The organism is Agarivorans sp. QJM3NY_33 (assembly GCF_050870865.2).
GTDB lineage: Bacteria > Pseudomonadota > Gammaproteobacteria > Enterobacterales > Celerinatantimonadaceae > Agarivorans.
In genome coordinates, this window is record NZ_CP194039.2 from 4,361,272 (window position 1) to 4,387,734 (window position 26,463).

Below are 26,463 nucleotides of genomic sequence, written 5' to 3' on the forward strand. Positions count from 1 at the left end.
TTCAAGCTGTTTTTTGTACCGAGTGGTATTTAATTGTTTGAACCGCTTAAAGTGGTAAGATGAGAACGATTAATAAAAACTTAAGGATCATTGATGTCATTGAAATGCTGTGGCAATCCAGGTCGCCCCCGTAATTTTGACCCGGCGAAAGCTTTAGCCGCTGCACTACAAGTGTTCTGGGAAAAAGGTTATGAAGGCGCATCCTTAAATGAATTAACTCAGGCCATGGGGATTAACAAACCCAGTATGTACGCCACTTTTGGTAATAAAGAACAGCTTTTTTTTAAAGCCATCGAACTTTATGAGCAGCGGCCTAACGCCTATTTCTATCCAGCCTTAGCAAAAGCAACAGCTTATCAGGTGGCTGAACATATATTGCAGGGGGCGATTACCAACCTTAGCGACCCCACACAACCTCAGGGTTGCGTTGTCATACAAGCGGCCCTGTCTTGTGGACAATCAGCCAATAGCATTAAAGAAGCCCTCAAAGACCGACGTAACCAAGCAGGAGCAGCCTTATTACAACGCTTTCAACGAGCCCAACAAGAACAAGACCTAAGGGCCGACGCGAGCCCCGAAGCATTAGCGCATTATTTAGCAACAGTACTACAAGGTTTGAACGTACATGCCACCAACGGTGCCAGCATCCAACAACTAGAACTAATTGCAAAGCTCACACTGGCAACCTTTCAAAACGCCACTCGAGATCCTGCTACAGACTAAGTATTCGCTTGTTTATCACGACGATAACGTCCTGGAGAAATAGAAAAGTACTTTTTGAAACGATGTGCAAAGGCAAAACCATCTTGATAGCCCAGTTGACTCGCGATGACCTCTATCGACCAGTTACTCTCACGCAATAGATATCGAGCATGCTCCAAACGCAAACGGGTTAAATATTGCTTAGGGCTGGTTTGAAATTCTTGTCGGAACAAACGGTAACAATGGGCTTCTGATACCGACAAACGCTGCGCCATATCAGTCACCGACCAAGGGTAATGTAGCGAAGAACGCAACTGTTGCTCTAAATTATGCAAAGGATTGGGCGCTTCGCCCTTTAGTGGTTTAAGTAACTGCAATAAATAACGTTTGAGTAGCTGGGTTAAGGCTGCCTCAACCAAAGGATCGGCCTGTTGTTTTACTTCTTCATCCAGTAATAGCTTTAAACACTGATCGATACTTTGGCCAGAATCTATTTGTATTACTTTCGCTTGCGGTGGGAAACGATACCAACTCAGATCAGCCGAAAATAATAACCAATTATGTCGCCAAAAGTGACTCGCCAGGCTAATCGAATAATGTGCCCCCGCAGGTAACAACAGCATTTCATTCGGACCGATCCGCTGCTGGCCTTGCGGGGTATGCAGGCGTCCGGCCCCCGCCATCGATAACACCAACAAATGTTCCTTGGGTGCCCGCCGACTCACAAAATATTCCCCACGAAGATAAGAAACCCCGGCTAAACTCACCTGTAATTCAGCCAACTCCGAAAATCGTTCGGTGGTGAGGAAGCGCTCGACACAACGAGGGCCGATGTCGAGCTTGTCTTGCCAATGACGAAGATTCATAAATGATAGTTTTAAACATATTATGGATAGCTTCAATTATGTGTCATGCGGAGCAAATAAGATAGGATCCCGCTGTCTATCGTTACTTGCTAGATAGCTTCAATCAGATGAAGCTCACGTTTTGAGGTTTTTATGCACACATCTTCCAATTCATTAAATCGCGCTTGGTTAGAGCAGTTTTGGCGTCTCGCTTGGCCGATTTCGCTACAAGCTGTATTGCTCAGCTTATTAAGCTTAGTCGATGTGCTCATGGTAGCGACCATCGGAGACGCCGAAGTGGCTGCGGTCGGTTATGCTGGCCGCGCTTTTTTTGTTGCGATTATTATTTTAAACGGTTTCTCTACCGCCTGTGCCACACTCAGTGCCCAGCATTGGGGCTCAAAAAACTGGCCCGCCATTGGCCGTACCGTAGCGCTGTCGTTTTACGCAGGATTACTGTTTACCGCTATCGCTCTTGGCCTCATGCTGCTAAGCCCAACAACCATTATGCAATGGGGAAGCAGCGATGCCCAGCTCATCGCAATTGGTGCCGATTACATTCAAGTCACCGCGCTGATGCTGTTATTTACCTTACCGGTCACTCTCGTTGAATCCGCCTTACGGGCGAGCGGAAACACCAAACTGCCACTGTATATTAGTATGTTTGCGGTCGTGACTAATATCGCATTAAATCAAATATTGATCTTCGGTTTAGGGCCAATTCCAGCAATGGGCGTTGTCGGCGCAGGGATCGCCACAGTTGTCGCTCGAGCATTACAACTACTGATTCTATCCGTTATTTTAAAGTTACAAGACCACCCGCTACTGAAGGTGAGTTTCATCGGCTTCTGGCAACTCCATAAAACCGAATGGCTCAACTATGCCAAACTGGCTGTCCCCTTAGTTATCAATTTTGGTATTTGGTCGATTGGGGTATTTGTTTATGCCACCTTATATGGGCAACTGGGAACAAATGCTCTAGCAGCGATGAGTTTAATTAGCCCGATTGAAGGGATCGCAATTTCTTGCTTTATTGGCTTTTCAGCTGCCTGCTCGATCATGATTGGCAATAAATTAGGTGTAAACCAATTTACTCAAGCATGGAAAGATGCTCGCGCGTCGCTCATCGTAAGCCCTATTGCAGCGATGGGAATTGGCGTGCTGGTATGGTTACTAAGCTATCCATTACTCAACTTATTTGGAGCCCTAGAAAGTGACACCCTAAACTTGGCTCGACAGTTAATATTAATACTCGCGGCAACCACCTGGATCCGAATATTTAATATGGTGTTAATTAATGGGATCCTGCGTAGTGGTGGCGACAATGGATTTTGTCTGATGTCCGATACATTTTGCCAATGGGGCGTGGGCTTAATGGCCACATCTATTGCCATTTTAGTGTTTGATGTTAGCCTGTTAACCGCCTATTGCATCGCTCTAAGTGAAGAAGTTTGTAAGGCTCTCCTGTGTTTTTGGCGGATGAATAAGAAAAAATGGTTGCGCAACCTAACTACCGGTTCATTTGCCGAAACGAACTGATTAGACCAGAAAAATGCTGCCATTTTCTGCGAAAACACTATAATCATCGAAAATTAGAGTTAGTTAGCATATTTATTTTCAAAAAATGTGCTAATCTTTCTTAAATCACCAGTTCGATAACTTAAGTAGAGTTTTCAACGAAAATGTCTAACAAATTCTCTATTTTGCTGCTCAATGGTCCAAATCTAAACTTACTCGGAAAACGAGAGCCAGAAATTTATGGCCGACAAACTTTAGACGATATTGTGCAGCTCTTACGTACCCAAGCCGAAGCGCAGGGTGCCAGCCTTGATGATTTTCAGTCCAATACTGAAGGCGAACTAATTAACCGGATCCATCAAGCCATGGGAGAAGTTGATTTTATCTTAATCAACCCTGCGGCGTTTACCCATACCAGTGTAGCACTACGTGATGCCTTGCTCGGTGTAAACATCCCATTTATAGAAATCCATCTATCTAACGTGCATGCACGTGAGCCCTTTCGCCATCATTCTTATCTTGCTGATAAGGCCGAAGGCGTGATCTGTGGTCTAGGTAGCCAAGGATACCAATTTGCTTTAACTGCTGCGCTCGCCCAGTTGCAGCAGTAGCCATTTAATTAACCTAATACGATAAAAGAGAGCCCCTATGGATATTCGCAAGATTAAAAAATTAATCGAATTAGTAGAAGAGTCAGGTGTTGCCGAATTAGAAATTACCGAAGGTGAAGAATCGGTACGCATTAGCCGCAATTTTAGTGGTGCTGCGCAACAAACAATCTATGCGCCAGCCCCCGTAGCTGCGCCAGTTTCCGCACCAAGCGCAGCCCCAGCAGAAAAAGAAGCCTCATCAGGTCATCAACTGCTATCGCCTATGGTTGGCACTTTTTACCGCTCGTCTTCTCCAGAAGCACAACCATTTGTACAAGAAGGTCAGCAAGTGAATGTGGGTGACACACTTTGCATTATTGAAGCGATGAAGATGATGAATCAAATCGACTCTGACAAAGCCGGTGTTGTGAAGGCGATATTAGTTGAAGACGGTAATCCTGTAGAGTTTGATGAACCGCTATTCATCATCGAATAAAGAGGCATTTGTATGCTAGATAAAGTTGTTATCGCTAACCGTGGTGAAATTGCCCTACGGATTTTGCGCGCCTGTAAAGAGCTCGGTATTAAGACTGTTGCCGTACACTCAACCGCAGACCGCGATTTAAAGCACGTCTTATTAGCCGATGAATCCATTTGTATTGGTAAACCCGCTGCAAGTGAAAGTTACTTAGATATTCCACGCATTATTGCCGCAGCTGAAGTCACCGATGCAGTCGCTATTCACCCGGGTTATGGTTTTCTATCAGAGAATGCCGAATTCTCTGAAATCGTCGAGAAAAGTGGTTTCATTTTTATTGGCCCCACAGCTGAGACCATCCGCATGATGGGTGATAAGGTTGAAGCGATTAAGGCGATGAAAAAAGCGGGTGTTCCCTGTGTACCTGGCTCAGACGGCCCGCTTAGTGAAGATGAAAAGAAAAATATTCAAATCGCCAAGCGAATTGGTTACCCAGTAATCATTAAAGCCGCTGGTGGTGGTGGTGGTCGTGGTATGCGCGTGGTTCATCAAGAAAGTGAATTAGTACAAAGCATTGCGATGACCAAAGCTGAAGCCGGAGCGGCCTTTAATAATGATATCGTCTACATGGAAAAATACTTGGAAAATCCTCGCCATGTAGAGGTTCAAATATTATCCGACGGTCAAGGCAACGCAATTCACTTAGGTGAACGAGACTGTTCGATGCAACGCCGTCACCAGAAAGTCGTAGAAGAAGCACCAGCGCCGGGTATTACCGAAGACATGCGGCGCTACATTGGTGAACGTTGTACCCGTGCTTGTTTAGAAATTAACTATCGTGGTGCTGGTACTTTTGAATTCTTATATGAGAATGGTGAGTTCTACTTCATCGAGATGAATACCCGTATTCAGGTTGAACACCCCGTCACCGAGATGGTTACAGGCATCGACTTAATTAAAGAACAACTGCGGATTGCAGCAGGTCAACCGCTGTCCTTTAGTCAAGATCAGGTGAAAATTACGGGTCACGCCATCGAATGTCGGATTAATGCCGAAGATCCAGTAAGCTTCATTCCTTCACCGGGTCGCATTAACCGCTTCCATCCTCCGGGTGGCATGGGGATCCGTTGGGACTCTCACGTATATGCCGGTTACTCAGTGCCGCCTTATTACGACTCAATGATTGGTAAGTTGATTACCTACGGCGAGAATCGTGATATTGCGATTGCACGCATGAAAAATGCCTTATCGGAGTTAGTTATCGATGGTATAAAAACCAACGTGCCTTTACAGCAAAAAATCATGCAAGACGAAAATTTCCAATTTGGTGGTGCCAACATCCACTACCTTGAGAAAAAACTCGGTCTTCAGTAAACGTAAATGAATAGAAAATAACAAGCCCTCGAATTAATACGGGGGCTTTTTTTTGCCCAAGTCCCCCTTAAAAACATAAACTTTGATCCCATTAAAAATCGATTTTCGTTGATTATATGCTGGTTATCCAAGCTTTAAACCATTGACTATTAGCTAAATAAACCAAGCCATCGGCTATACATATCGCGTGGCTAAACCCTCGAGCTGCGTCGCATAAGTGTAAGGCAATTGTTACACTCAGGTTAAGCGTTGTGGCATTTGTAAACGGCGGCATCTATATTTATGGCTTACACTAAGAATGCGGTAACTCAAATTGGGTGGCGCATAGATTATTGATGTTTTTATTACTGAATCAAGGACTGATAGCTTTAGGTCATGATTATTAAGCCAATATACGAAATACTGCCAAGCCTTTACCTGACTGCTGGCTCAGGTTCAGTGATCTGGCTAGACTCTACCCTTGGAATCGCAGGCGGTATATTGCTATTTTGTTTGGGGGCCATCGTTTGGGTAATGCGCTCCAACTGCCGCCGTTTAGATGAGGTAACCACTCTCTCGAAACGCATCACTCTGCCAGAGTCTTTATACGAGTTTACCCCCTTCTTTTTAATTGGTATCGCCTTAAGTCTTATTTCCAGCCAACAGCATATTTGGGCCTATATTCTTGCCGTATTTTGCTTATATCGCGGCACACAACTACTGTATCTGCGACATCGCTATCGCAGCTACGCTTGGCAGAAAGCCCAAAGCAGCTCAGTCGCAAATAAAAGAGCACAACCATAAGTGAAGCAAATTTTACAACCAAGAACGACGTACGACCCTTTTCTTTGGGAAGTACTAATATTTAAGTAAGTGTATCAACCAACAGATAGGAGTGTTCAATGCTACCCAAAGTTATATACGAATTACTTCCTAGCGGCTATTTATCTGCTGGTACCGGGTCGATCTTATTGCTAGACCCATGGTTAGCCAATCTTGGCGGTGCAATACTATTTGCCATGGGCGCTCTCATTTGGGTGATACGCTCAAATTATCGGCGAGACGACCGCGACCGCAAATCATTTATTACTAAACATAAAGTACTGCCAGAAGCGCTCTACGAATTCATCCCCTTTGCCTATTTAGCAAGCGCAGTATTGCTACTCAGTCTACTCTCCAATACTCCTTCGCTATTTTTAGCGCTCGTAGCCTGTTATCGGGGCCTGAAATTGCTTTATAAGCGCTCACAGTATCGAAACCATAGACTAAGCAGAGCCAATTAGACTGAGGCACCCGCACAATTTTTAGATGCTAAGCACAATCTAACGCAGTACACTGGCCGGCTAATCGACTAGAGGAGCGGACGATGCCTTGGATCCAGCTAAAAATTAACGCCACAAAAGACAGTGCCGAACAGATCGGCGACTTATTAATGGAGACCGGCTGCCAAGCCGTCACCTTTTTAGACCGTCATGACACCCCTGTATTTGAGCCCCTATTAGGAGAAACACCACTTTGGGGCGATACCGACGTGCAAGGCTTGTACGACGCATCCGCCGACATGGCACCAGTTCTCGACTTTTTGCGTCAAGCCAAAGTCGTGGATGACAACAACTACAAACTCGACCAGCTTGAGGATAAAGATTGGGAGCGCGAGTGGATGAAAGACTTCCACCCGATGCAGTTTGGCGAACGCCTATGGGTATGCCCAAGCTGGACCGATGTGCCCGATCCCAAGGCCGTTAATGTGCTGCTAGACCCTGGACTTGCCTTTGGTACAGGCACCCACCCCACCACTGCTCTCTGTTTAAAATGGCTCGACCAGCTCGATCTCAGTGGTAAAACCGTGGTCGACTTTGGTTGCGGTAGTGGCATCCTCGCCATTGCAGCCATCAAACTAGGTGCCGAGCGGGTGGTTGGCATCGACATTGATCCTCAAGCGCTGCTGGCCAGTAAAGATAACGCCGAGCGTAATGCTGTGGCCGAAAAACTCGAACTTTACCTGCCCAAAGATCAACCCAGCGACTTTAAAGCCGACATAGTGGTGGCTAATATTCTCGCTGGGCCACTCAAAGAACTATCGGATATCATTCTTGCCTACTTAAAACCGAAGGGCAGCATTGCGCTCTCAGGCATCTTAGAAGAACAAAGCGAAGCGGTATTAGCAGCCTACCAAACACAATGTGATATGGATGCCGTTGTTCTTGATCAAGAATGGTGTCGTTTAAGCGGAATAAAGCGCTAAGTTCACCTTTTATGTGGTAGGTTCCTCGTTTTACCGAGCTTCCTGCCATATTATCCAACTAAAAATCCAGCTTTTTTTTTAAGAAATGTTCAAATAATAGCCTTTTCAGCGTGCTCAAAAAGTCGTAAACTACGCCGCCCTGAGATTGAGAAGAACGCGAGTCATGAGAATAGGTCGTTATCAACTGGACAATCCGGTGATATTAGCACCCATGGCTGGCATTACCGATCAACCCTTTAGGCGTTTGTGTTGGCGCCTAGGCGCGGGGCTTACGGTTTCAGAGATGTTGTCGAGTAACCCTCGGGTATGGAACAGCAAAAAATCGCTGAACCGAATGGTTCACCTAGATGAATGCGGCATACGCAGTATTCAGATAGCTGGAGCGGATCCAGAATTGATGGCGCTAGCTGCCCAGCACAATGTGGCAAATGGTGCGCAAATTATTGACATCAACATGGGTTGCCCAGCAAAGAAAGTAAATAAAAAATTAGCTGGCTCGGCGTTGTTACAGCAACCCGAACTAGTCGCAAAAATCCTTAATGCTGTTGTACAGGCCGTTGATGTACCAGTGACCTTAAAAATCCGTACTGGATGGTCACCCGCACATCGCAATGCTTTGGCGATTGCCAAACTTGCAGAGGCGGCGGGAATTCAAGCCCTAGCGATTCATGGTCGGACGCGAGCATGTATGTATAAAGGTTTGGCTGAATACGACACCATAAAAGCAGTAAAACAAGAAGTCTCGATACCTATTGTGGCAAATGGCGACATCACCACACCGGAGCAAGCCAAGCATGTCTTGGATTACACTGGCGCGGACGCCATCATGATCGGTCGTGGAGCTCAAGGTAACCCTTGGCTTTTCAGAGAAATTAACCACTACTTAACCAGTGGCGAGCACTTAAGTGCTCCTGCGGTTGAAGAAGTGAAGGAAGTCATGCTTCACCACTTAGACAACCTATATTCGTTTTATGGGGAGTACCAAGGGGTTCGTATCGCCCGCAAACATGTGGGCTGGTACTTGAAGCAAATCGCGGACACGGACAAGTTTCGTTGTCAGTTTAACCAGCTTGAATCAGCCCTGGCACAAACGTCCGCAATTGAGCAGTTTTTCGAATAATTGTTGATCATTAATTAAATAAAAAGAGCGTCAAGTATGTTTGATTCAAATACCACCACAAACACACTTTCTACTATGACTAGCAGTGCTACGAGTACTGAAGTGAAAGAACGTCCATTGCGCGATTCTGTTGAGCAAGCTTTGCGCAACTACTTTGCCCAGTTAAATGGCGAAGATGTGTCTGAATTGTACGAATTAGTACTATCTGAAGTTGAAGCCCCGTTGCTTGACGTAGTTATGCAATATACCCGCGGCAACCAGACCCGTGCTTCAATCATGTTAGGTATCAACCGCGGTACTTTACGTAAAAAACTAAAAAAATACGGCATGAACTAGGATAAAAATCCTAATTTATTGTTTTAAAAGGGCTTAACTGAATTGTTAAGCCCTTTTTATTTTCATAGTTACACACCGAGTTACACACCTGCCAAAGTCACCTATCTAATTCGCATTAGAATAATTTTGATAACGAGCATCAAACCACGCGCTACATCGCTCCCAATAGACTCGCTCTAACTCGTTTAACCGCTGTAGCTTTCTAGTAAACGTTTGCCAGTGCATTCCCTTTGGTTTATCAAAACGCCTATTAGATGACAATGCGAATAAGTTGCAGTCTGTATTATCCCCCCAAATATCGCGCCGTAGCTTGAGTATTCTTTTGCGTCCTCGCTCCAATATGCCAGAACTTTGTGCCGCATAACTCAAGCCTAAGCAGCTAACGCAAGCCCAGCGGTAATCCTCCCATTATTAACCGCATTTATTCGTAGAATTCATGCTGCCGTTTTTAGTGGTGGGAACCCTCCATTTGCAAGGTGTGGTCGTTGATGATTGTAGAACCATAACCATTGGGTCGCCCGCTCTTGAACCTCTTCAAGTGTGTCAAACAAATACTTACTCACTAAGCCAAACCTCATAGTACGGTTGAACCTTTCTATATACGCGTTTTGTTGTGGGTTCCCTGGCTGAATATAATCGATTCGAATGTCGTGGTTGTTGGCCCATTTAATAAACGCATGGCTAATGAACTCAGGACCATTGTCGCAGCGGATCGCAACAGGTTTGGTTCGTTGTTCGATGAGCTGCTCTAAGATCCGAGTGACTCGTACTGTGGGCATTGAAAAATCAGGTTCTGACGCCAGACCTTCACGTTTGTAATCATCTATCACATTGAATAAACGGTACTTCCGGCCATCAGATAGCTGATCATGCATAAAGTCCACGGACCAAACTTGGTTTGTTTTAATCGGCTCTTTAAGAGGCTCTGGCGTATGGCGATTCAGGCGTCGTTTTGGCCTAATACGTAAGTTTAGAGCCAATTCGCAGTAGATCCGATAAACCCGCTTATGGTTCCATGTATACCCTTTAACGTTCCGCAAATGGTGAAAACACAGGCCAAAGCCCCAGTCAGAGCAGTCTTCACTGTTGCACAGCGTTACTAACTCTTGAGCTATCAACTCATTCTCAGGTTGAAGCTTCGATTTATAGCGATAGCAGGTCTCGCTGATCCCAAACCAATAGCATGCACTTTTAATGCTGATGTGATAGTTCGCCACCGAACGCTGAGCCATCAATCGACGCTCACAGGGCTTCACCACTTTTTTGCCATCGCCTCTGAGATCACCTCTGCTTTAAGGCGTTCTTCCGCATACATCTTTTTAAGCCGTCGATTTTCATCTTCGAGTTCTTTCATCCGCGCCATAAGGGATGCGTCCATACCACCGTATTTCGAACGCCACTTGTAAAAGGTTGCGTTGCTCATTCCATGCTCACGACAGAGCTCAGGAACAGGTGTACCAGCCTCAGCCTGCTTGAGAATAGATAAGATCTGACTGTCCGTGTAACGTGACTTTTTCATGTTGAATCTCCTGTATTTACTATACGAGAAAATTCTACTTTTGCATGCGATTAATTTTCGGGGGGATTACCCGTATCGAGCGTGCGGCTTTACAGTAAATCTATTTGCCACTCCAGAAAAAGCAAAACTGTAGTTAATACCATATTGCTCAACAAAAGGCTTAAACAGCTTAGCCGACAATTTGGGATGCTGTTCTTGATACTGCCTAGTTTTAGTTCTTGAAAGCCAACAACCTGTAGCCATACGAAAACCTATTTAAATTGGGGGGTAATTTTCCATATTTAGCTTAAGCCTACTTGCGCCGTAGTCTTTAGATTGTGCAGACCGATAGCCTTTACCTCGCGCTTTAGTTAAGTAACTAATGTGGTAAACCGCTTTACTCAGCTCTGCTAGCTCCCCCCTAATTAGATTGTAATGCCTGTTGGGAAACCAACAAGCGCCTCCCATTTGCTGCCATACTTCGCTTACAAGCATATTTACCCCCCACGCCTCTCTAACTAATCGACCATCTAACATAAGTACAAAATGGTAGTGCTGCGCCTTGGCCTTTTCCTGCTCCCTGCACCAAGCAAAACCCACCTTTTTCACACCGTATTTGGTCGCTAACCGCTTCTTTAGCCTTCGATTAAATTGAGTAATACGCTTGCTATTTGCTGTATTAATTGGCTGGTGAAGATCAAAGCGAATAACCGTTACCCGCTTGTAATAAGTAAGCATTGCCAGCGCTTGGCCGATCATCGTTTTAAGCATCGGTGTGTAACACCCTGACTTATGCGAGTTAATTAGCCAAAGCTGGCCGCCATGCTCAAATACCCTTTGATGGGTGACATACATAAATAAGAACCAACATAGATATTATTATTTACCCCCAACCAAGTAAGTAAGTACTTACAGGGAAAGCCTTACAGCAAAAGCCACTCAAGTAATGCTCTAAGGATTCGTTAAGGTAAGAAACCAGTAAGTGATGTATTTGTTTGTTAAGCTCAATACCAGAGGCGAACACAAGGATAGTAAACGCTAACTTGTATTTTCTTATCATCTTGATGTACCTTTGAAAAGGCTGCGGTGCTAGGTCGCCAAACTTGCGCACCGCTGCTAGGTTTATGAAGCCCGTTTAGGTTAGCCCTGCTCGGGCTTTTCTATTTGAACTAAACGCCAATAGTGCGATTTACAGCGCCCCTCTACAGGCCGTTTATCAAACCTCCACCCAAGCAATGCCAGCCGAGTCTTTAAACGATAAGAGTTGCTATGAACATTGTTACAGGGCAAGAATAAGCCAACAATGTCATGCGTTTTAATATCAGGGAAATTCCACACGGCTAATAGTAGTATTCGGCCTTTACCTCTAATGCTATCCAGTTCAGCGGGAAGATTTAGTTCAAATTTATGCATCAGCTTTCCCCTTCCATTCACCGCGAACAAACTGTTCGTGTAAATCAGCACGAAAACGCACACAGCGAGGGGTTAAGCGCACACCTTGAGGATAGCGGCCTTGTTTTTCAGCAAGATAAAGCCAAGTGCGAGATACACCTAGAGAAGAGCAAACTTGTTTGATAGATAGTAGAGACTGAGTATTCATGTAACGGCCTTGTATTTGTTTAGGACTGTTACAATATTAAATGAGTTGTTGTTGAAAGCAGGTGATAAAAAGATCGAAATACGCCCTTGTTTTATCCCTTAGCTATTTATTTAAGGTCTTCACTATCTTTCCGTTTTCATAATGAATAGGTTCAAGTGATGTTGTTCCTTTTTTCTTCCAGCCACTAATTTGTCGCCGTACATCGCCAGCCTTATTAAGATCATCAAAAAGCATGATTGCTAAAAATGACATGTAATCAGAAGTATCTGAAAAACTTTCACGTTGTCCTGTTGACGCCCAAGCACTCCCTAACTTATGAATAAAGTGCATTTGGTTATGAGAGTCTTTTCGTGCGTGAAATCCTTCCCCAGGACTATGATAAACCCTGTAATTAGATTTGTTAATAGTTAAAGCTTCATGCATTGTCTCAAGTTCTTCAATTATTGTTTTTCTCCCCCCACTATCTTTGGGTGTTCTGCAATAATTCATTGTGTCATCGTGTTTTAATGCTGTAAAACTTCTAAAGTTTTGATCCAAATCGTCAACATGAAGTGAGTACTGATTCCTAGCTGCTTTTAGTTTTGTTACAGCTGTTTGTATTGCTGAGGCAGCCTCAGCAATACGCTGATTTTGCTCTGTCAAATCACCTTTCTTAATAGGATAACCTTCTCTTAACTCTATTAAATACTTAACATCTTCTTGACTAAACCCTTTAGAAAATAACCATTTCTTGTTTTCTTCAATCATAACTCCCCCATTAGTCTGACAACATTATTTTGCTCTCCAATTCTAAGACTCTCTAACTTATGACACCACAAACCTAAAGCTTGCCGTTTCTCAGGTAGATACTGGCTACGGTTGTAAATCCCACCCACCCCTTGAATTGAGTGGCCTAGTAAAGACTCCACCACATGCGGCGCAACACCTAAATCATTAAGCCCTGTTGCCACCGTTCGGCGTAAGTCATGCAAGCGCCATTTTTCCTCGTGGCCGAGCTTTTTCCATACTCCCCCGCCCCATGAAGATACGGCTGTAGCTTCTTTTAGCTCACCAAGTAAATAACCGTCCTTGTTAGCCTCACACAGCGCAACTAATAATGGTTTAATACCATCGGGTATTGGCCGCTTTATCTCGCCGCTATCACCGCGAGTTTGGTCTTTATCTTTAGTTTTGTTGTGTTCTGCTGGCACTGTCCAGACACCCGTTTCAAAATTAAACTCTTTAGGCTTAGCCAGTCGTACTTCTTGAGTTCTCGCGCCAAAGGTAATTAATAACGTAAGCAGGTGTTTGTAGTAAGGCAGCATTCGCCCTTCATCTAGCCAATTAAGCAGGTCTATTAACCGTTGCCAAGAATCATCTTCTACAAGCCGTTGCGAACGCTTAGCTTGGTGTTTTGCGCCTATGTCGTCAAAATCAATATCAAACACGGAGCGGTCAAGTTCATGCCCAGACTTAGCACACCACTTAATGGCTTGCTGTAAGTTTCTTAGCACATAGCCTGCCGCTACAGGGTATTTACGCGAGCGTTTTTTAAATGCGGCTATCCAGTGAGGCTTTTTGATTTCGGCTAAAGGTAGTGTGCCAAGGTGGGGAATAATCCAGCGGTCAAACTGCTGTTTATGCTTGACGGCATTCACTCTTTTCCCTGTTGCGTAGTCATCAATCCAATTATCTAGTGCCTCAGCCACAGTTAAGGGTTTAACCGCATTATTTAGCTCAAGCTCTAATTGAGTTTTCGGATCTTTTCCTTCGGCAATCCAAGCTTTGCAACGGTCGCGCTTCTCTCTCGCACCAGCCAATTGCAAGTTAGGGTATTTACCAAAAACAATCGTTCTTTGTGGGGTCTCTCGCCCTCCCATTCGATAACGAAAGATCCACAAAACATTATTACCTTTACCGCCTTTCTTTGGGGTAGCCCTAACCGCTAAGCCTTCGCTATCACTTTGAGTTGTAGGCTTAGATAAAGGCTTACTAGTAAGACTTTGAAGCACCGTATTGGTTATGTTCTTTTTCATTGCCACAAAGCCTCATAGTTACACACCGAGTTACACACCACTCAGAGTCTAACCCAAAACTTAGGTAAACAACATAGAACACAATAGGCAGGTAAGCCCTTTAAAAATAAAGGATTAGCTAAAATTATCTGAATATTAAAAAACAACAAAAAACATCGAATGAGGTTCTACGGCATGAACTAAACACCTGTTCATAAGTTATTGATTAAAAAGCCAAAGTGGTTAATTTCACTTTGGCTTTTTTGTGTTTGCTACACACGGAAAAGTGCTTAAATTAACTAGTAGAGATACATTCGTTCTGATTAATAGTATCCCTAGAGATTTTGCAGCATCAGCAACACTGTAACCTTGCTCCAACACCATCAGTACCGCTTCATCTTTAAATTCTTGTGGATAGCTCTTGTGTGATTTTTTCAAACTCATATAGACCTCTTAATTCATTAACATACTGTCTCAAAATTAAGTGTCCGATGGAATTAAACCAGAACACACTGTACTGGTCAACCCAAACTGAACACTTTTAGTTGAGAATTTTCAAACGCCACTGGTGATAAATCACCATTGGCCGAATGAAGCCGCTCTAAGTTGTAATACTTCATATAAGCAGCCACATCTTGCTTCATAAATTCTCGTGTTGGCTGATTAACTTTAAACAACCAATCGTGTTTTAAACTTCCGAAGAATCGTTCAACAACGGCATTGACGCTCCTACATCGCCCATACTGGCTCGAATGTCAAAATCCGCTAATAGCTTACGGTATTGCTTACTGGTGTACTGTGAGCCTCTATCACTGTGAAAGACTAGGCCTTTAGGTGGTTGACGTAAGTTGTAGGCTTTAATGAGTGCTTTGGAGATTAAGTCTGTGGTCATCCGTTTATCAATATGCCAGCCAACAATTCTGCGAGAATGTAAATCCATCACGATGGCTAAATACATCCAACCCTCGCCTGTTTTTAGGTAGGTCACATCACCAGTGCCAGTGACCTAATAGGAGCATTGTGTTGCATCATCTGTGTCCAGTCCTGTTACTGAAACAATGAGGGTGACAGATATGTATCAAAATGAAACTACCAACAATTTGACATTAGGCGTCGATACTCACCTTGATAGTCATGTTGCAGTTCTTGTGAATGGAATAGGTCAAGTTGTAGATACTCAAGAGTTTACAGTTAACTTAAGAGGCTATAACGAATTGCATAAATGGTGTTGATCTTTTGGCATTGTGAAACAAGCAGGTTTAGAAGGAACTGGCACTTATGGAGCAGGCCTTTGTAAGTTCTTACAAAGTAAAGAAATTGAAGTATTCGAGGTCAACAGACCAAACAGAGCAATGCGCAGGTTAAGAGGGAAATCAGACCCAACTGATGCTGAAAGTGCAGCACGCTCAGTGCTAGCAAACGAATCAACTGCTATTCCTAAATCACATGATGGTATTGTCGAAGCAATGAGATTTCTGGTTATCGCGAGAAAAAGCTCAGTTAAAGCTAAGACACAAGCCATGAATCAAATACGTGCCCTACTGGTTACGGCGCCAGAGCATATCCGAACGAAGTGTTACGTACCATCTAGTTATCAATGCGCTTTGGCATGTAAAGGGCTTACAGCAGCTTTTGATAGCTTGATTGAAGAAACATTAGTAGCAATGTTGAAATTGTAACTAGAGCCGCGTTCAACATGCAAGTGCACCATTACAACTAACTTATTGAAGAGACAGTCATCCTGAAGCTTCTGCTAATGTTTATGTGCGACCATAACACAGCAAAGGAACTCCAAAATGACTTACACTCACCTTAACATGTCTGACAGAAAAGCTATTTACTATCGATATAATTCAGGGGACAGTTTCAGAGAAATCGGACGGCTTATAGGGCGACACCATACTCGATGAGCTAAATGAGTACCTTTGGCAAGCCAGCTAGTAACTCACTAAGGGGCTTCTACAAGTTTTAACGACTTATATAGTCTTTGGCCGTTTACTATATAGGTTTTGGCGACATGTATAGTGTTCAGCTGTTTACTATATAGGTTCTGGCAACATGCATAGTGATTGGCTATTTACTATATACGTTTTGACAATATATATAATAATAGCCAAAATCTATACATATCAACGAATGAACGCTAAATCTGGCGCTGAACCTACAACTAGGATCAACATGTACCCAATAGAAAGCTTGCCTCTACCAGAGCCAGAAAGGCTTGAGACCAGAGTTGTGCTCAAAAAGCTGGCAACCGCTCATCGTTACCTAGCAGAATTAAAAGGCGTAGCAGCAAGTATTCCTAATGAGAATATTCTGATCAGCACCCTAACGATGCAAGAAGCAAAAGACAGCTCAGCCGTTGAAAATATTATCACCACCCATGATGAGTTATTTAAAGCAGAGCTTATATCTGAACAAACCAGCATCGCAGCAAAAGAAGTTCGCGATTACTCTGCAGCACTACGACAGAGCTTTACCATGGTGCGTCAGCACAAATTATTACGGCTAAGTGATATTTTAGAGGTACAACTTGCCCTCGAAAAAAATCGAGCAGGATTTCGAAAAGTACCAGGAACGGCACTAAAAAATTCGGCTACCGGGGAAGTTATCTATACGCCGCCGCAAGATGCTAATCAAGTACAGGCTTTGATGGAAAACTTAGTTAACTACATCAATGACGATGAATGCTGCGAGTTAGACCCATTAGTCAAAATGGCGCTCATCCACCATCAGTTTGAGAGTATCCACCCTTTCTATGATGGCAATGGTCGCACCGGGCGCATCATCAATATTCTTTACTTGGTAGCAAAAGGTTTATTAGATCTGCCCGTGCTTTACCTAAGTCGTTACATTATTCAAAACAAGGCTGATTACTATCGTCACTTGCAAACGGTTCGCGAAGACAATAATTGGGAACCATGGTTGCTGTTTATCCTTGAAGGCATAGCCCAAACCGCGCAACAAACTATCGCCCTAATTGAACAAATTAAACTGCAAATGGCACAGGTAAAACACAATATGCGCACTCAGTTGCCAAATATCTATCGCCAAGAGCTGTTAAACAACATTTTTAGCCACCCCTACACCAAAATCGACTTTGTCATGCAAGACCTTAGCGTAAGCCGCATCACCGCAACTAAATACCTCGAACAACTGGTTGAGCATAGCTTTTTAGTCAAAGCAAAAATCGGGCGCAGCAATTACTATATCAACCAACCCTTATTTGCCTTGTTTGCGGTAAATTAGCGCTTAAGCAAAAGCAGAATAAAAGGGGTCAGAGTCTGAGGGCTCCCCACGAATAATTACATAAAATCAGGTGTTTATTTTCTAAGCTAGGGAACATTCACAGCATTTAGTGATCAGATCAATCGCCAAACATCACTAAGCGCTAAACACCATGAATGCTCAGCACGTTTTATCAAACTGCCTTCAACTCGTCACCCCAAGCATGCATAAAGTGCGTCGCTCTAGCCTTCTTGCAACGCTTCAAAGCGTAATGGGAGGAGCGGCTTTTTCTGTTACTAGCATCGGGCGTAACTTGGCAGGGAAAGCCTTTGAAAAGCACCGTATTAAGCGGGTTGACCGTTTATGTAGTAACCCTCATCTATATGCTGAAACCGACTTTAGTTCAGCAATAGAGCTATAGATTGAGCTGTTTAATAATCGCAAGTAAATCAAAAGGTTTGTTAAGCTGAGGCTCTTTTAGAAAAGCGATTAGCTCTTCAGAGTTAAGCGCGTCGATATCATTCGCTAGCTCTTCGGGTTTAAAATTCTGTTTTAACTTAAGCCACTCTTCGAGTTGTTTTTTATCTTCAGTTTGAGCCGCATATTCAACGAGTGATAGAGAGTATTCATCGGCCTGCACTTGAGTACAACGCTCCATCGCTTCGTGGCTGGCAATCAGCAATACGACCTTTTTACTTTCTGAAGGTAGGCCTGCAAACCATTTACTAGTGACTTTATCTACTTCTATCTGGCTTCTACGGCCTTCTCTGCAAATCTCAGTTTTAGCATTTAAGGCTTGGTACTTAAGCTCCAAATCTTTTGCTAGATCTTCATTGCTTGTAAGCAAAGACGCAGAGGTAGCAGCCGCTGAAAACGTAAGAGTTAAGCACATTGTTAATAATTTAAGCATATAGAGCATTGTATACGCACTCCCAAAAACGCCTTTCTTTACCGTGAGTGTAAATAGATGCGGTGCCTGCAATGTCTTCTAGCTTTTTCCGTTTTATTTCGGGAATACTTTTTAAAGCGTTGGCGTACAACTCCCAGTTGTAATTTGATAACCCGTAGAGCTCAACTCTGCCGTTTTATAGGTGCCTCGACCTGCAAATATCTGAAAAAACGGTACGATGCTGATGAGCTTATCCAACAAACTCGCCATCTCAACGGTATCGTTCATCTGCGCGATGTATCGTAGCGTTCTATCGCTAGGCTCAAAGCCCTGCAAATGACAAAAACTTCCCTTATTCATAAGGCCGCCATAAAATAATTGTCAATCCTATCAGTAGCTCGCCTCCCAATCAATTTAAATGTGTCTGACGATTTAGTTTTGCTTTATCTTGTGAGTTGGCAGCAAAACGATTGGATATACCTCTATATGGTTAACATAGCAGGGCACCTTATGATGCCCTGCTATTTATTAGCCCCCATCTATATGCTAGAACTCACTTCAATGATGCTTTCTCGCAAGATGTCATAAATGCTAGCAATGATCTTCTCATCAAGAATTAGCGGTGGCGAGAGGATCAGACAATTGCCCAGAGGACGGGCGATAAGACCGCGCTTCTGGGCCGCCTGCGCTACTTTCATTCCCACCATCTCCTGCTCTGCAAATGGCGTTTTATTCGCTTTATCTTTAATAAATTCGATGCCAATCATGAAGTGGCTACCACGAACTTCGCCGACCAGCTCAAGGCTCGCTAATTCTTTTAGTGAATGCTCAAATAGCTTGCCTGTTACTCGAACTTGCTCTGGGATCCGTTGCTGCTCCATCAATGCGATGTTTGCCAATCCGGCCGCAGCGGCTGCAGGATGACCAGAATATGTCATACCGTGTAAAAAGGTCTCGCCTGGCCGAGAAATCACCTCATGAATTTCATCGGAAATAATCGTCGCCGACAAGGGCTGGTAACCAGACGTTAAACCTTTTGCGGTGGTAATGATGTCTGGCGTAATACCAAACACATCCTTAGATGCGAAAAAGTGACCCAGTCGACCAAAGGCGGTCACCACTTCATCGGAAATATATTTAATATCGTTTGCTGCACACACTTCTGCCATACGCACATGATAACCGTCTGGCGCGGTGATCACCCCCCCCGCCCCCATAATCGGCTCCGCAATAAATGCTGCTATATTTTCGGCGCCGATGTCGTGAATATTCACTTTAAGATCGGTGATCAAGCTGTCAAGGAATTCGGCTTCAGTCATGTCACCGCCTTCCTTCCAAAAATGCGGGCATTTAATATGATGAACTAACTCCGAAGCACTGTCCCAGCCCTTACTGTAAGCGGGCGTGGTCATCGCCATTGATAGGTGCGTAGACCCATGATAGGCACCGATGCGACTGAGTACTTTTTTCTTGTTCGGGCGACCGAGGCGATTATTGTAGTGATGCAGCATCCGAATGGCGGAATCATTGGCAACAGAACCTGAGTTGGCGAAATACACATGGTTAAGATGACCGGGGGCAAGTTCGGCAACTTTCGCAGCTAGTTTTGCGGCTGTCGGGTGGGTAAAATTGTAGAAAGTCGAGTAGTAATCCAGGGTATTAAGCTGCTCGCTAATCGCATCGATAATTTCTTTACGCTTGTGCCCAACATTCACACACCACAAGCCGCCGATTCCGTCGATGAGCTGGTTTCCGTCACTTTCTTTAACGTAATACCCTTCTGCCTCAGTAATCACCGTCAACGAGTCTTGGTCTTTTAAGCTATTTAGATCGGCAAAAGACTGGATCAAGTGTTCATCTGCAGCCAGAACTGCCCTTCTGTCTGTCGGTAGATTAATTGTCATTTATATAACCTCTAGGTAATCTTCAAGCTGTGTCGAGTTGGCATTCATCGCAGCTTTAATTGGGCTGAGATCGGTGATAAACAGAGTCTCGGTCGATCCGGCCATCGCTATCGGCTGTGAATCTGAGCCAACAATCAAAGACAGGCCGGCGTACTGCAGTCCCTGCTCGATTCCGCAGTAATTTGCATAAACGATGGTGAGTCCCATTTCTGCCGCTCTGGCTGGAACCAAGGTTCGGGACACGTGTTCGAATCCCATCGGGTTTGCTGTCGGAACTAAAATAAGCGTAACGCCTTGCTCAGCTAAAGCCCGGCAATGCTGTGGAAACTCAATGTCGTAACAAATCAGCAATGCAACTTTTTGTCCGTTCCAGTCAAAAGTTTGATACGCCTCTCCTGCGGTAAAGCTTTGCTTTTCCATTTCGCCAAACAGCTGAATTTTTCGATAATGAGCCAGAACTTTCCCTTTTTGATCGAAACAACTGGCTGAGTTATAAACCTTATTTCCGCTGGCTTCGGCCCAACCCAGAGTCAGACCACAACTATATTTTTGGGTCAGTTCAGACAATGTTTCGATCCAGATGCCATCGACCGTTTGTGCCAACGGTCGATGTAAGTCAGGCTGGTTGTAACCGGGGAAATAAAGCTCAGGGAATACAAGCATCTCGGCTCCGCCTTTGGCGGCGACTGAAAGACAATTTTCTACAGTCGAAAATCCTTTTTCGATATCGCCGTTGATAGGTAAACTCTGACAAAGACCAATTCTCATGGTTGATTCCCTTATTACTTTTAATTATTTATTTCTTTAAACGAGTCCAGATAGCGTCGTACATCTCTTGTACTTTTTGATCGCAGACTTGGATAAACACCCCTTTAGAGCCTTTCGGCGGGTTAGATTCGGGTGAGTTTTTCACCGCATCAGAGAGATAAGGCGTGGTCCCTTTTACTCCAGAAGAATATTGCGCATAATTTGTCACAGCGGCCGCGTTTTCCGGCTCAAGTAAGAAGTTCATAAACTTCAGCGCATTGTCGCGATTCGGGGCATCTTTCAGCAGCACGACGTTGTCCATCCAGACAATGTAGCCTTCTTTGGGAAATGCATATTCAATGTTTGCGCCTTCGGCTCTAGCTCTGGCGGAAAATCCAGACCAGATCATACCGACCGCAGCATCACCGGAAACCAGTACATCTTTCGCCACATCGGAACCAAAAGATGCCCAGTCTTTCTTGGCTTTGTTGACTAACTGGCTTAACTGTTTTAACTGGGATTTATCGGTACTACATTGCGGAATACCGAGGTGTAAGGAAGCAAGAGTGAGGGTTTCTCCTGCGGTATCGAGAACATTAATTTTGCCTTTCAGTGCTTCGGGTGGCTCAAAGATAAGTGCCGTTGAATCGATAGGGCCTTGATAAACATCTCGATTCACTGAAAATGAGGTGGTTCCCCACTGATAAGGAATAGAGCTTTTCCTTCCGGGATCAAAAGAAACCTCAAGCCACTGCTTATCAATATTGCTAAAGTTAGGCAATTCCTCTGGTTTAAAGGTGTCGAGCATCCCTTCACCTTGCATAATTTTAACCATGTAATCGCCTGGTACCGCGACATCATAGCTGCCTAATTTCCCAGCTTTAAGTGAGGCCAATAAGGCTTCATTGCTGTCGAAGGTGTCCATCGTTACTTCGACATCATATTCTTTTGAGAATTTGTCCAATAATTCCTGAGGAATATACTCAAACCAATGGTAAATCGATAATTTTCCGGCTGCTTGCACATTCGCAGAAAGTGCCAGCAATAACATAGATGCAATCGTTGTTTTTTTCATAAGTCTTTCTTCCCTGTTAAGATTTTGATGTTTTTTCTGGTCCTGTGCGTCCAATAAACCAGGACAGAGCAACCAGAATCACCGATACGCCGAGCATGAGTGTGGAAATGGCCATAATATTTGGCTTAATTCCCTGTTTAACCGAGCCAAAAATGGCCGTTGGCAGGGTTTCTACGCCCGCACCTTTTACAAAATTGGTAATCAAAAAGTCGTCTAAAGAGATAATGAAGGCCAGTAGAAATCCAGACAAAATACCGGGCATCATCATCGGCAAAAGTATTTTAGTGAACGCCTCTTTGGGAGTTGCGTATAAATCCATTGCTGCCTGTTCATACATCGAAGGAATACTCTGCATCCGGGCAGAAATAGGCAAATAAGCGAAAGGAATGCAAAACACAATATGAGCGAGAAGGATCGTGAGTAAGCCTCCTTTAAAGCCAATTGCTGAAAAGAAAACCAAGCTAGCCACTGCGGTAACGACTTCTGGCACCATCAGCGGTAGGTTAATCAAAGCAAAACCGGCTATTTTGCCTCTAAATTTGCCTGCTCTTGTCATGGCAACGGCGGCGGCCAATGCAATCATGGTTGCAACACTTGCAGCACAGATAGCAATTACAATTGAATTAATTGCCGCCATTTTGAATTTAGGTGCTTCTGGGCCGGTAAAAACGTCCCGGTACCAATTCAACGACACGCCTCCCCAATTGGTTATGGAAGGGGATGCATTGAACGAATAAATCGCAACGATAACCAGCGGTGCATAAAGAATCACTAGGCAAACAAGGGTGATTTCCCGAAAGCCTGCGAATCGTTTTAAATCCGTCATTCCTTTCATCACTTCTGCTCCTGTTTATACTGACTTCTGGCGTAAATAATAAGAACCACCATCACGATGGTTAATAAAATCATCGAAATTGCTGCACCAAAGGGCCAATTCCCTGCCGCACCTTTGAACTGCTCTTCAATGAGAGAGCCGATCATGAAGTTTTTTGCGCCGCCCAAGAGGTCCGGTGCTAAAAAGGCACCCAAAGATGGAACAAATACAAGGATGCAACCTGCAATGATCCCCGGTTTTACGACCGGGAGAATGATCAGTCGCAATGTGGTCCAAGCACCGGCATAAAGATCTGCTGCGGCTTCGGATAAGCTGAAATCATAACGCTCTACAGACGCGTAAATCGGAAGTACCATAAACGGCAGATAGCTATAAAATAGTCCTAGCTGCACCGCGAAATCGGTGTTGATTAAGCCCAAAGGCTCCGATATCAGCCCGGTCCAAAGTAAAAACTCGTTCAAAGGTCCGCTGTCTCTAATCAGAAACTTCATTGATACGGTGCGGATCAGCAAGTTTACCCAGTACGGAATGGTGATGAGAAACAGCCATACCGGTCTCGACTTTTCGTTACGGGTGGCGATAAACCATGCGGTAGGAAAGCCGATGAGCAAACACAGAAAGGTGGCTATCGCGGCTTGTTGTATCGAACGGAAAAAGATATTGATATAGGTCCATTCGATGGTGGGTGGTTCATCACCAAACAACCCTCGATCGAGGAAAAATTGGTCATAGGACGCGATGGAAAAATCCCACAGCACGCCACCGCGAAACTCTTTAGTAAGAAAGGAGTAAACACCGATTAAAATCACTGGGATCAATAAAAAGATACCGATCATCACCCAGCTTGGAAGCATAAGGCGTAAGGCCTTACCTTTATATATATTTGAAGAGAGGTTAGCGCCTAAAGACGCACCAGCAGCCATTAGTCAATCAACAGGCTTGCAGCACCTGCCTCCAGCTTTAAGCCGACCAATTGACCAACCGCAGGAATTGCCAACGCTGCAGAGTTTTGCATTCGAATGGTCATCTCCTCGCCATCAATCAATTTTAGCTGCACATGGGTGTCGGTTCCCAGATAGATTTGAGCCGTAACCGCGCCTTGTAAATCACTTTGCTCTGCTGAACACAAGCTGATTCGCTCCGGCCTAACAGATAAATGTCCGCTCCCCTGACCCACTTTGGCAGCCGCAGGACAAGAAAATGAATGCCCTCCAGGCAGGATGATCTGTGCAGTTCCATTGGTAACCGATTGCACCTCAACATCCAGAAGATTCGTTTCACCGATAAAATCAGCCACAAACCGGTTAACGGGTACTTCATAAACCTCTTTCGGTGTTCCGACCTGCTGAACATGTCCGTTCGACATCACAGCAATGCGATCCGACATCGTTAATGCCTCTTCTTGATCATGAGTCACAAACACAAAAGCAATACCAGTTTCCCGCTGGATCTCTTTGAGCTGAACACGCACAGCCTGACGTAACTTCAGATCGAGAGCCGAGAGAGGTTCATCAAGAAGCAATATTTTAGGGCGAGGCGCCAGAGCACGGGCCAAAGCGACCCGTTGCTGTTGGCCACCAGATAATTGGGTAGGTTTACGATCGGCATATTCGGCCAGTTGAACCAGCTTCAACATGTCATCTGCTCGGCGAACGGCCTCTCGTCGATCCCAGCCACTACACAACAGACCAAACATCACATTCTGTTCTACCGTCATATGCGGAAACAGAGCGTATTGTTGAAAAACCGTATTAACCGGGCGTTGATGCGCTTGCAAACCAGTAAGATCTTTATTATGCAGGCGAATGCTCCCCTCACTGACATCTTCAAAGCCAGCGATACACCTTAATAAAGTTGTTTTTCCGCAGCCGGATGGTCCAAGCAGGGTAAAGAACTCGTTTTCCCGTATATCGAGAGAAACGCCATGTAAAGCAGTGAAGGATCCATAGCGCTTAACCACATTATCAATCCCCACCGATACATTGTGTGCCATCGTCAATTATCCCCTTGATACCCCTTAGATTCATGTTTTAACGATATAGCAACTGAATTTAGGGGTATATAACCCTAGAGGGTTATGAAACATATTGAGCAAACATTAAACAGCGGTAATTCAATGAGGAAAGGACTGACAGATATGGCTAGCAAACGAAGGAACAAGCACCACTCACCATCAAGTGGCATGAATATTGGGGTCTAAAGGGTTGAAATAACCGGCATTAACAATGCAAACAATTCTGCTTGTGAACTAATTTTGCATTTAGAGTACAGTTGTTTACGAAATACTTTCACGGTCTCTTTACTGATACTGAGGTTGAGAGAGATGGATAACGATGAGTGCCCCTGTAATATATAGAAGGCAACTTCTGCTTGGCGAGGACTAAGTGTGATGCGATACTGGCTTGCCATTGCATCGCGAAGACGCTCGGTGACAGGAGGTAAAACAACATTTTTGCCCTCTTTGGGCTGATAGCCTTTCCAATGTTGTGAACATAGCGCAGACAATACGTTTTCAAGTGATTTTATATACTTCAACTCGACTTTACTATACGGGATCCCTCGTACTTTATCCCTTCCAAAACAAGCCGTTAAAGTCGATTCATGCCCAAGCCGGGCAAGTAAAGCAAATTCATCGATCAGAGTGGTTTGATTATAATATTCACTGAAATAACTAGTATGTTTAAACTGATCTGGCGCAAGATCAAAAATATTATGGATACCCGTTTGAATACCTCTGCATACAACATGATAAAACGGATCCAACATATAGGCACCGCTTAAATAATGGGTCTGCATTTTTTCGTATACTTGTGGATTATTTGACTCTCTGTAGAGCTCTTCTGGAGTATGGTCCTTGTGGTATACAATGATGATAAGGTTGTCAAAATTAACCAACTTACCTACAAAATGACTCAGAGCCTCAGGAAAACTAGCACTACCTAAAGAACAGACTAAATCAGCCAGTGCTTTATCATGCTTGGCACCAAATATCTTGCTCATATTTAGTCTTCTCCTGAAATGCCTTCGCCACTATTTAAGCATACTATGCTGGAGTTATATCCCCCCAAGATTGCATGTTTTATGACTTTTTAACGAGTTTACAGCTTATATAACCAGCAACAAACATAGAGTTGATGTGATTAGCCCTAATCATAGAGCCAAGCGATGGCTGCCAACACTATTGAGTCAAATTCTCAGTTCGGTAGAAAACGCCGCAACAACATCATCGAAGAACTGGCTCATCTTGTCGCTCACAATAGCACTCCTGGCAATCAGAAAGCGGTTCAATCTAACATCAAAAAAGCTTACCAAGCAGTTCTCGGTGTAAATCAAACCATTGCTCGAAGCCAAGGAAGTGACGACCTTACGATTTAAACTCAGGAATACAATTAAGCTGACCATCATCGCCATATGATCTCAGCCATTGGTGACCACACGCTTATCTTAAAAATCACTGCAATAGATGTGGCTGAATGATTTCCCGCAAGAATATACGACAAGCCCAG

30 protein-coding genes and 3 pseudogenes are annotated in these 26,463 nt (G+C 44.2%); 14 read left to right on the forward strand and 19 right to left on the reverse strand.

The genetic code is table 11. The features are described from left to right. Window positions 1-93: 93 nt before the first annotated feature. A complete protein-coding gene (locus ACRRSY_RS19565; RefSeq protein ID WP_432463849.1) occupies window positions 94-723 on the forward strand; it encodes a TetR/AcrR family transcriptional regulator in 630 nt (209 codons plus the stop codon). Here the strand turns inward: ACRRSY_RS19565 and ACRRSY_RS19570 are convergent. Beyond that, window positions 720-1,568: an AraC family transcriptional regulator gene (locus tag ACRRSY_RS19570; RefSeq protein WP_432463850.1), complete on the reverse strand. Its 849-nt coding sequence runs from the start codon at window positions 1,566-1,568 to the stop codon at window positions 720-722. The genes ACRRSY_RS19565 and ACRRSY_RS19570 overlap by 4 nt on opposite strands. A gap of 132 nt (window positions 1,569-1,700) precedes the next feature. Here ACRRSY_RS19570 and ACRRSY_RS19575 point away from each other — a divergent pair, with 132 nt between their 5' ends. The 9 genes from ACRRSY_RS19575 (at window position 1,701) to fis (ending at window position 9,187) form a co-directional block, all read left to right on the forward strand. Further along, window positions 1,701-3,086 carry an MATE family efflux transporter gene (locus ACRRSY_RS19575; RefSeq protein WP_432463851.1) on the forward strand — a complete coding sequence of 462 codons (1,386 nt, stop codon included), beginning with the start codon at window positions 1,701-1,703 and terminating at the stop codon, window positions 3,084-3,086. A 143-nt stretch (window positions 3,087-3,229) separates the two neighbouring features. Continuing rightward, window positions 3,230-3,676 carry a type II 3-dehydroquinate dehydratase gene (gene aroQ, locus ACRRSY_RS19580; protein ID WP_432455893.1) on the forward strand — a complete coding sequence of 149 codons (447 nt, stop codon included), beginning with the start codon at window positions 3,230-3,232 and terminating at the stop codon, window positions 3,674-3,676. Between the two features lie 37 nt (window positions 3,677-3,713). Continuing rightward, window positions 3,714-4,151 carry an acetyl-CoA carboxylase biotin carboxyl carrier protein gene (gene accB, locus ACRRSY_RS19585; RefSeq protein WP_432455892.1) on the forward strand — a complete coding sequence of 146 codons (438 nt, stop codon included), beginning with the start codon at window positions 3,714-3,716 and terminating at the stop codon, window positions 4,149-4,151. Window positions 4,152-4,163: 12 nt separating this feature from the next. After that, window positions 4,164-5,507: an acetyl-CoA carboxylase biotin carboxylase subunit gene (accC, locus tag ACRRSY_RS19590; RefSeq protein WP_432463852.1), complete on the forward strand. Its 1,344-nt coding sequence runs from the start codon at window positions 4,164-4,166 to the stop codon at window positions 5,505-5,507. Between the two features lie 375 nt (window positions 5,508-5,882). After that, entirely contained in the window at window positions 5,883-6,290 is a 408-nt protein-coding gene (locus tag ACRRSY_RS19595; protein WP_432455890.1) for a hypothetical protein, read from the forward strand. 98 nt (window positions 6,291-6,388) lie between these two features. After that, window positions 6,389-6,769, forward strand: coding sequence for a hypothetical protein (locus ACRRSY_RS19600; RefSeq protein WP_432463853.1), 381 nt, complete (start codon window positions 6,389-6,391; stop codon window positions 6,767-6,769). Between the two features lie 83 nt (window positions 6,770-6,852). Further along, window positions 6,853-7,731 carry a 50S ribosomal protein L11 methyltransferase gene (gene prmA / locus ACRRSY_RS19605; protein ID WP_432455888.1) on the forward strand — a complete coding sequence of 293 codons (879 nt, stop codon included), beginning with the start codon at window positions 6,853-6,855 and terminating at the stop codon, window positions 7,729-7,731. Between the two features lie 163 nt (window positions 7,732-7,894). Further along, complete coding sequence (gene dusB, locus ACRRSY_RS19610; RefSeq protein WP_432463854.1) at window positions 7,895-8,851, forward strand: tRNA dihydrouridine synthase DusB; 957 nt, start codon at window positions 7,895-7,897, stop codon at window positions 8,849-8,851. Window positions 8,852-8,887: 36 nt separating this feature from the next. After that, complete coding sequence (gene fis / locus ACRRSY_RS19615) at window positions 8,888-9,187, forward strand: DNA-binding transcriptional regulator Fis (protein WP_016402072.1); 300 nt, start codon at window positions 8,888-8,890, stop codon at window positions 9,185-9,187. A 434-nt stretch (window positions 9,188-9,621) separates the two neighbouring features. Here fis and ACRRSY_RS19620 read toward each other — a convergent pair. The 9 genes and pseudogenes from ACRRSY_RS19620 to ACRRSY_RS19660 all read right to left on the reverse strand — a co-directional run. After that, window positions 9,622-10,706, reverse strand: a protein-coding gene (locus tag ACRRSY_RS19620) for an IS3 family transposase (RefSeq protein WP_432463855.1) whose coding sequence is annotated in 2 segments (ribosomal slippage) — window positions 9,622-10,457 and window positions 10,457-10,706 — 1,086 coding nt in all. Because the reading frame shifts where the segments join, the coding sequence is not laid out codon by codon here. 255 nt (window positions 10,707-10,961) lie between these two features. Continuing rightward, window positions 10,962-11,456, reverse strand: coding sequence for a YagK/YfjJ domain-containing protein (locus tag ACRRSY_RS19625; protein ID WP_432463856.1), 495 nt, complete (start codon window positions 11,454-11,456; stop codon window positions 10,962-10,964). A gap of 112 nt (window positions 11,457-11,568) precedes the next feature. Continuing rightward, window positions 11,569-11,745, reverse strand: a complete 177-nt coding sequence (locus ACRRSY_RS19630) for a hypothetical protein (RefSeq protein WP_432463857.1) — start codon at window positions 11,743-11,745, stop codon at window positions 11,569-11,571. A gap of 80 nt (window positions 11,746-11,825) precedes the next feature. Beyond that, window positions 11,826-12,098, reverse strand: a complete 273-nt coding sequence (locus tag ACRRSY_RS19635) for a hypothetical protein (RefSeq protein WP_432463858.1) — start codon at window positions 12,096-12,098, stop codon at window positions 11,826-11,828. Further along, window positions 12,091-12,285 (reverse strand): helix-turn-helix transcriptional regulator, encoded by a 195-nt coding sequence (locus tag ACRRSY_RS19640; protein WP_432463859.1) that lies wholly within the window; start codon window positions 12,283-12,285, stop codon window positions 12,091-12,093. Before ACRRSY_RS19640 ends, ACRRSY_RS19635 begins: the two co-directional genes overlap by 8 nt. A gap of 102 nt (window positions 12,286-12,387) precedes the next feature. Continuing rightward, the gene (locus tag ACRRSY_RS19645; protein ID WP_432463860.1) at window positions 12,388-13,032 is read right to left on the reverse strand and encodes a hypothetical protein; all 645 of its coding nucleotides are present in this window, start codon (window positions 13,030-13,032) and stop codon (window positions 12,388-12,390) included. Then, window positions 13,029-14,300, reverse strand: coding sequence for a tyrosine-type recombinase/integrase (locus ACRRSY_RS19650; RefSeq protein ID WP_432463861.1), 1,272 nt, complete (start codon window positions 14,298-14,300; stop codon window positions 13,029-13,031). Before ACRRSY_RS19650 ends, ACRRSY_RS19645 begins: the two co-directional genes overlap by 4 nt. Window positions 14,301-14,573: 273 nt before the next feature. Further along, window positions 14,574-14,723: pseudogene (locus tag ACRRSY_RS19655) on the reverse strand (transposase); the annotation flags it as partial. Window positions 14,724-14,800: 77 nt separating this feature from the next. Further along, window positions 14,801-15,273 (reverse strand): annotated as a pseudogene (locus ACRRSY_RS19660) (IS3 family transposase); the annotation flags it as partial. A 250-nt stretch (window positions 15,274-15,523) separates the two neighbouring features. Here ACRRSY_RS19660 and ACRRSY_RS19665 point away from each other — a divergent pair. The 3 genes and pseudogenes from ACRRSY_RS19665 (at window position 15,524) to ACRRSY_RS19675 (ending at window position 17,528) form a co-directional block, all read left to right on the forward strand. Next, window positions 15,524-15,958, forward strand: coding sequence for an IS110 family transposase (locus tag ACRRSY_RS19665; protein ID WP_432463862.1), 435 nt, complete (start codon window positions 15,524-15,526; stop codon window positions 15,956-15,958). A 117-nt stretch (window positions 15,959-16,075) separates the two neighbouring features. After that, a pseudogene (locus ACRRSY_RS19670) lies at window positions 16,076-16,183 on the forward strand (helix-turn-helix domain-containing protein); the annotation flags it as partial. 274 nt (window positions 16,184-16,457) lie between these two features. After that, a complete protein-coding gene (locus tag ACRRSY_RS19675; protein WP_432455868.1) occupies window positions 16,458-17,528 on the forward strand; it encodes a Fic family protein in 1,071 nt (356 codons plus the stop codon). A gap of 394 nt (window positions 17,529-17,922) precedes the next feature. Here ACRRSY_RS19675 and ACRRSY_RS19680 read toward each other — a convergent pair whose 3' ends face one another. From ACRRSY_RS19680 to ACRRSY_RS19720, 9 genes are all read right to left on the reverse strand, one after another. Then, entirely contained in the window at window positions 17,923-18,417 is a 495-nt protein-coding gene (locus ACRRSY_RS19680) for a hypothetical protein (RefSeq protein WP_432463863.1), read from the reverse strand. Window positions 18,418-18,528: 111 nt separating this feature from the next. Further along, a complete protein-coding gene (locus ACRRSY_RS19685) occupies window positions 18,529-18,756 on the reverse strand; it encodes a hypothetical protein (RefSeq protein WP_432463864.1) in 228 nt (75 codons plus the stop codon). Between the two features lie 179 nt (window positions 18,757-18,935). Continuing rightward, a complete protein-coding gene (locus ACRRSY_RS19690) occupies window positions 18,936-20,300 on the reverse strand; it encodes an aminotransferase class III-fold pyridoxal phosphate-dependent enzyme (protein ID WP_432463865.1) in 1,365 nt (454 codons plus the stop codon). After that, window positions 20,301-21,068 (reverse strand): carbon-nitrogen hydrolase family protein, encoded by a 768-nt coding sequence (locus tag ACRRSY_RS19695; protein WP_432463866.1) that lies wholly within the window; start codon window positions 21,066-21,068, stop codon window positions 20,301-20,303. A gap of 28 nt (window positions 21,069-21,096) precedes the next feature. Then, complete coding sequence (locus ACRRSY_RS19700) at window positions 21,097-22,122, reverse strand: extracellular solute-binding protein (RefSeq protein WP_432455863.1); 1,026 nt, start codon at window positions 22,120-22,122, stop codon at window positions 21,097-21,099. Window positions 22,123-22,138: 16 nt separating this feature from the next. Next, window positions 22,139-22,957: an ABC transporter permease gene (locus tag ACRRSY_RS19705; protein WP_432464695.1), complete on the reverse strand. Its 819-nt coding sequence runs from the start codon at window positions 22,955-22,957 to the stop codon at window positions 22,139-22,141. Continuing rightward, the gene (locus ACRRSY_RS19710) at window positions 22,957-23,880 is read right to left on the reverse strand and encodes an ABC transporter permease (RefSeq protein WP_432463867.1); all 924 of its coding nucleotides are present in this window, start codon (window positions 23,878-23,880) and stop codon (window positions 22,957-22,959) included. The genes ACRRSY_RS19705 and ACRRSY_RS19710 overlap by 1 nt, the downstream gene beginning before the upstream one ends. After that, complete coding sequence (locus ACRRSY_RS19715) at window positions 23,880-24,950, reverse strand: ABC transporter ATP-binding protein (RefSeq protein WP_432455861.1); 1,071 nt, start codon at window positions 24,948-24,950, stop codon at window positions 23,880-23,882. Before ACRRSY_RS19715 ends, ACRRSY_RS19710 begins: the two co-directional genes overlap by 1 nt. A gap of 203 nt (window positions 24,951-25,153) precedes the next feature. Then, on the reverse strand, window positions 25,154-25,957 hold the full coding sequence (locus tag ACRRSY_RS19720) for a helix-turn-helix transcriptional regulator (RefSeq protein WP_432463868.1): 804 nt from the start codon (window positions 25,955-25,957) through the stop codon (window positions 25,154-25,156). A 165-nt stretch (window positions 25,958-26,122) separates the two neighbouring features. On the opposite strand from ACRRSY_RS19720, the gene ACRRSY_RS19725 reads away from it, so the two are divergent. Then, the gene (locus ACRRSY_RS19725) at window positions 26,123-26,332 is read left to right on the forward strand and encodes a hypothetical protein (protein WP_432463869.1); all 210 of its coding nucleotides are present in this window, start codon (window positions 26,123-26,125) and stop codon (window positions 26,330-26,332) included. Window positions 26,333-26,463: the final 131 nt, after the last annotated feature.

Excerpts from the sequence above, each read along its gene's own strand:
- ACRRSY_RS19575 (WP_432463851.1), top strand. The coding sequence starts at position 1,701 with ATGCACACATCTTCCAATTCATTAAATCGCGCTTGGTTAGAGCAGTTT.
- ACRRSY_RS19600 (WP_432463853.1), top strand. The coding sequence starts at position 6,389 with ATGCTACCCAAAGTTATATACGAATTACTTCCTAGCGGCTATTTATCT.
- ACRRSY_RS19645 (WP_432463860.1), bottom strand. The coding sequence starts at position 13,032 with ATGATTGAAGAAAACAAGAAATGGTTATTTTCTAAAGGGTTTAGTCAA.
- ACRRSY_RS19625 (WP_432463856.1), bottom strand. The coding sequence starts at position 11,456 with ATGCTTAAAACGATGATCGGCCAAGCGCTGGCAATGCTTACTTATTAC.
- ACRRSY_RS19640 (WP_432463859.1), bottom strand. The coding sequence starts at position 12,285 with ATGAATACTCAGTCTCTACTATCTATCAAACAAGTTTGCTCTTCTCTA.
- ACRRSY_RS19635 (WP_432463858.1), bottom strand. The coding sequence starts at position 12,098 with ATGCATAAATTTGAACTAAATCTTCCCGCTGAACTGGATAGCATTAGA.
- ACRRSY_RS19570 (WP_432463850.1), bottom strand. The coding sequence starts at position 1,568 with ATGAATCTTCGTCATTGGCAAGACAAGCTCGACATCGGCCCTCGTTGT.
- ACRRSY_RS19595 (WP_432455890.1), top strand. The coding sequence starts at position 5,883 with ATGATTATTAAGCCAATATACGAAATACTGCCAAGCCTTTACCTGACT.
- aroQ (WP_432455893.1), top strand. The coding sequence starts at position 3,230 with ATGTCTAACAAATTCTCTATTTTGCTGCTCAATGGTCCAAATCTAAAC.
- ACRRSY_RS19685 (WP_432463864.1), bottom strand. The coding sequence starts at position 18,756 with ATGAATAAGGGAAGTTTTTGTCATTTGCAGGGCTTTGAGCCTAGCGAT.
- ACRRSY_RS19630 (WP_432463857.1), bottom strand. The coding sequence starts at position 11,745 with ATGATAAGAAAATACAAGTTAGCGTTTACTATCCTTGTGTTCGCCTCT.
- accC (WP_432463852.1), top strand. The coding sequence starts at position 4,164 with ATGCTAGATAAAGTTGTTATCGCTAACCGTGGTGAAATTGCCCTACGG.
- fis (WP_016402072.1), top strand. The coding sequence starts at position 8,888 with ATGTTTGATTCAAATACCACCACAAACACACTTTCTACTATGACTAGC.
- ACRRSY_RS19695 (WP_432463866.1), bottom strand. The coding sequence starts at position 21,068 with ATGAGAATTGGTCTTTGTCAGAGTTTACCTATCAACGGCGATATCGAA.
- ACRRSY_RS19705 (WP_432464695.1), bottom strand. The coding sequence starts at position 22,957 with ATGAAAGGAATGACGGATTTAAAACGATTCGCAGGCTTTCGGGAAATC.
- ACRRSY_RS19690 (WP_432463865.1), bottom strand. The coding sequence starts at position 20,300 with ATGACAATTAATCTACCGACAGACAGAAGGGCAGTTCTGGCTGCAGAT.
- ACRRSY_RS19650 (WP_432463861.1), bottom strand. The coding sequence starts at position 14,300 with ATGAAAAAGAACATAACCAATACGGTGCTTCAAAGTCTTACTAGTAAG.
- dusB (WP_432463854.1), top strand. The coding sequence starts at position 7,895 with ATGAGAATAGGTCGTTATCAACTGGACAATCCGGTGATATTAGCACCC.
- ACRRSY_RS19675 (WP_432455868.1), top strand. The coding sequence starts at position 16,458 with ATGTACCCAATAGAAAGCTTGCCTCTACCAGAGCCAGAAAGGCTTGAG.
- ACRRSY_RS19715 (WP_432455861.1), bottom strand. The coding sequence starts at position 24,950 with ATGGCACACAATGTATCGGTGGGGATTGATAATGTGGTTAAGCGCTAT.
- ACRRSY_RS19680 (WP_432463863.1), bottom strand. The coding sequence starts at position 18,417 with ATGCTTAAATTATTAACAATGTGCTTAACTCTTACGTTTTCAGCGGCT.
- ACRRSY_RS19700 (WP_432455863.1), bottom strand. The coding sequence starts at position 22,122 with ATGAAAAAAACAACGATTGCATCTATGTTATTGCTGGCACTTTCTGCG.
- accB (WP_432455892.1), top strand. The coding sequence starts at position 3,714 with ATGGATATTCGCAAGATTAAAAAATTAATCGAATTAGTAGAAGAGTCA.
- ACRRSY_RS19725 (WP_432463869.1), top strand. The coding sequence starts at position 26,123 with ATGGCTGCCAACACTATTGAGTCAAATTCTCAGTTCGGTAGAAAACGC.
- ACRRSY_RS19710 (WP_432463867.1), bottom strand. The coding sequence starts at position 23,880 with ATGGCTGCTGGTGCGTCTTTAGGCGCTAACCTCTCTTCAAATATATAT.
- ACRRSY_RS19720 (WP_432463868.1), bottom strand. The coding sequence starts at position 25,957 with ATGAGCAAGATATTTGGTGCCAAGCATGATAAAGCACTGGCTGATTTA.
- ACRRSY_RS19565 (WP_432463849.1), top strand. The coding sequence starts at position 94 with ATGTCATTGAAATGCTGTGGCAATCCAGGTCGCCCCCGTAATTTTGAC.
- prmA (WP_432455888.1), top strand. The coding sequence starts at position 6,853 with ATGCCTTGGATCCAGCTAAAAATTAACGCCACAAAAGACAGTGCCGAA.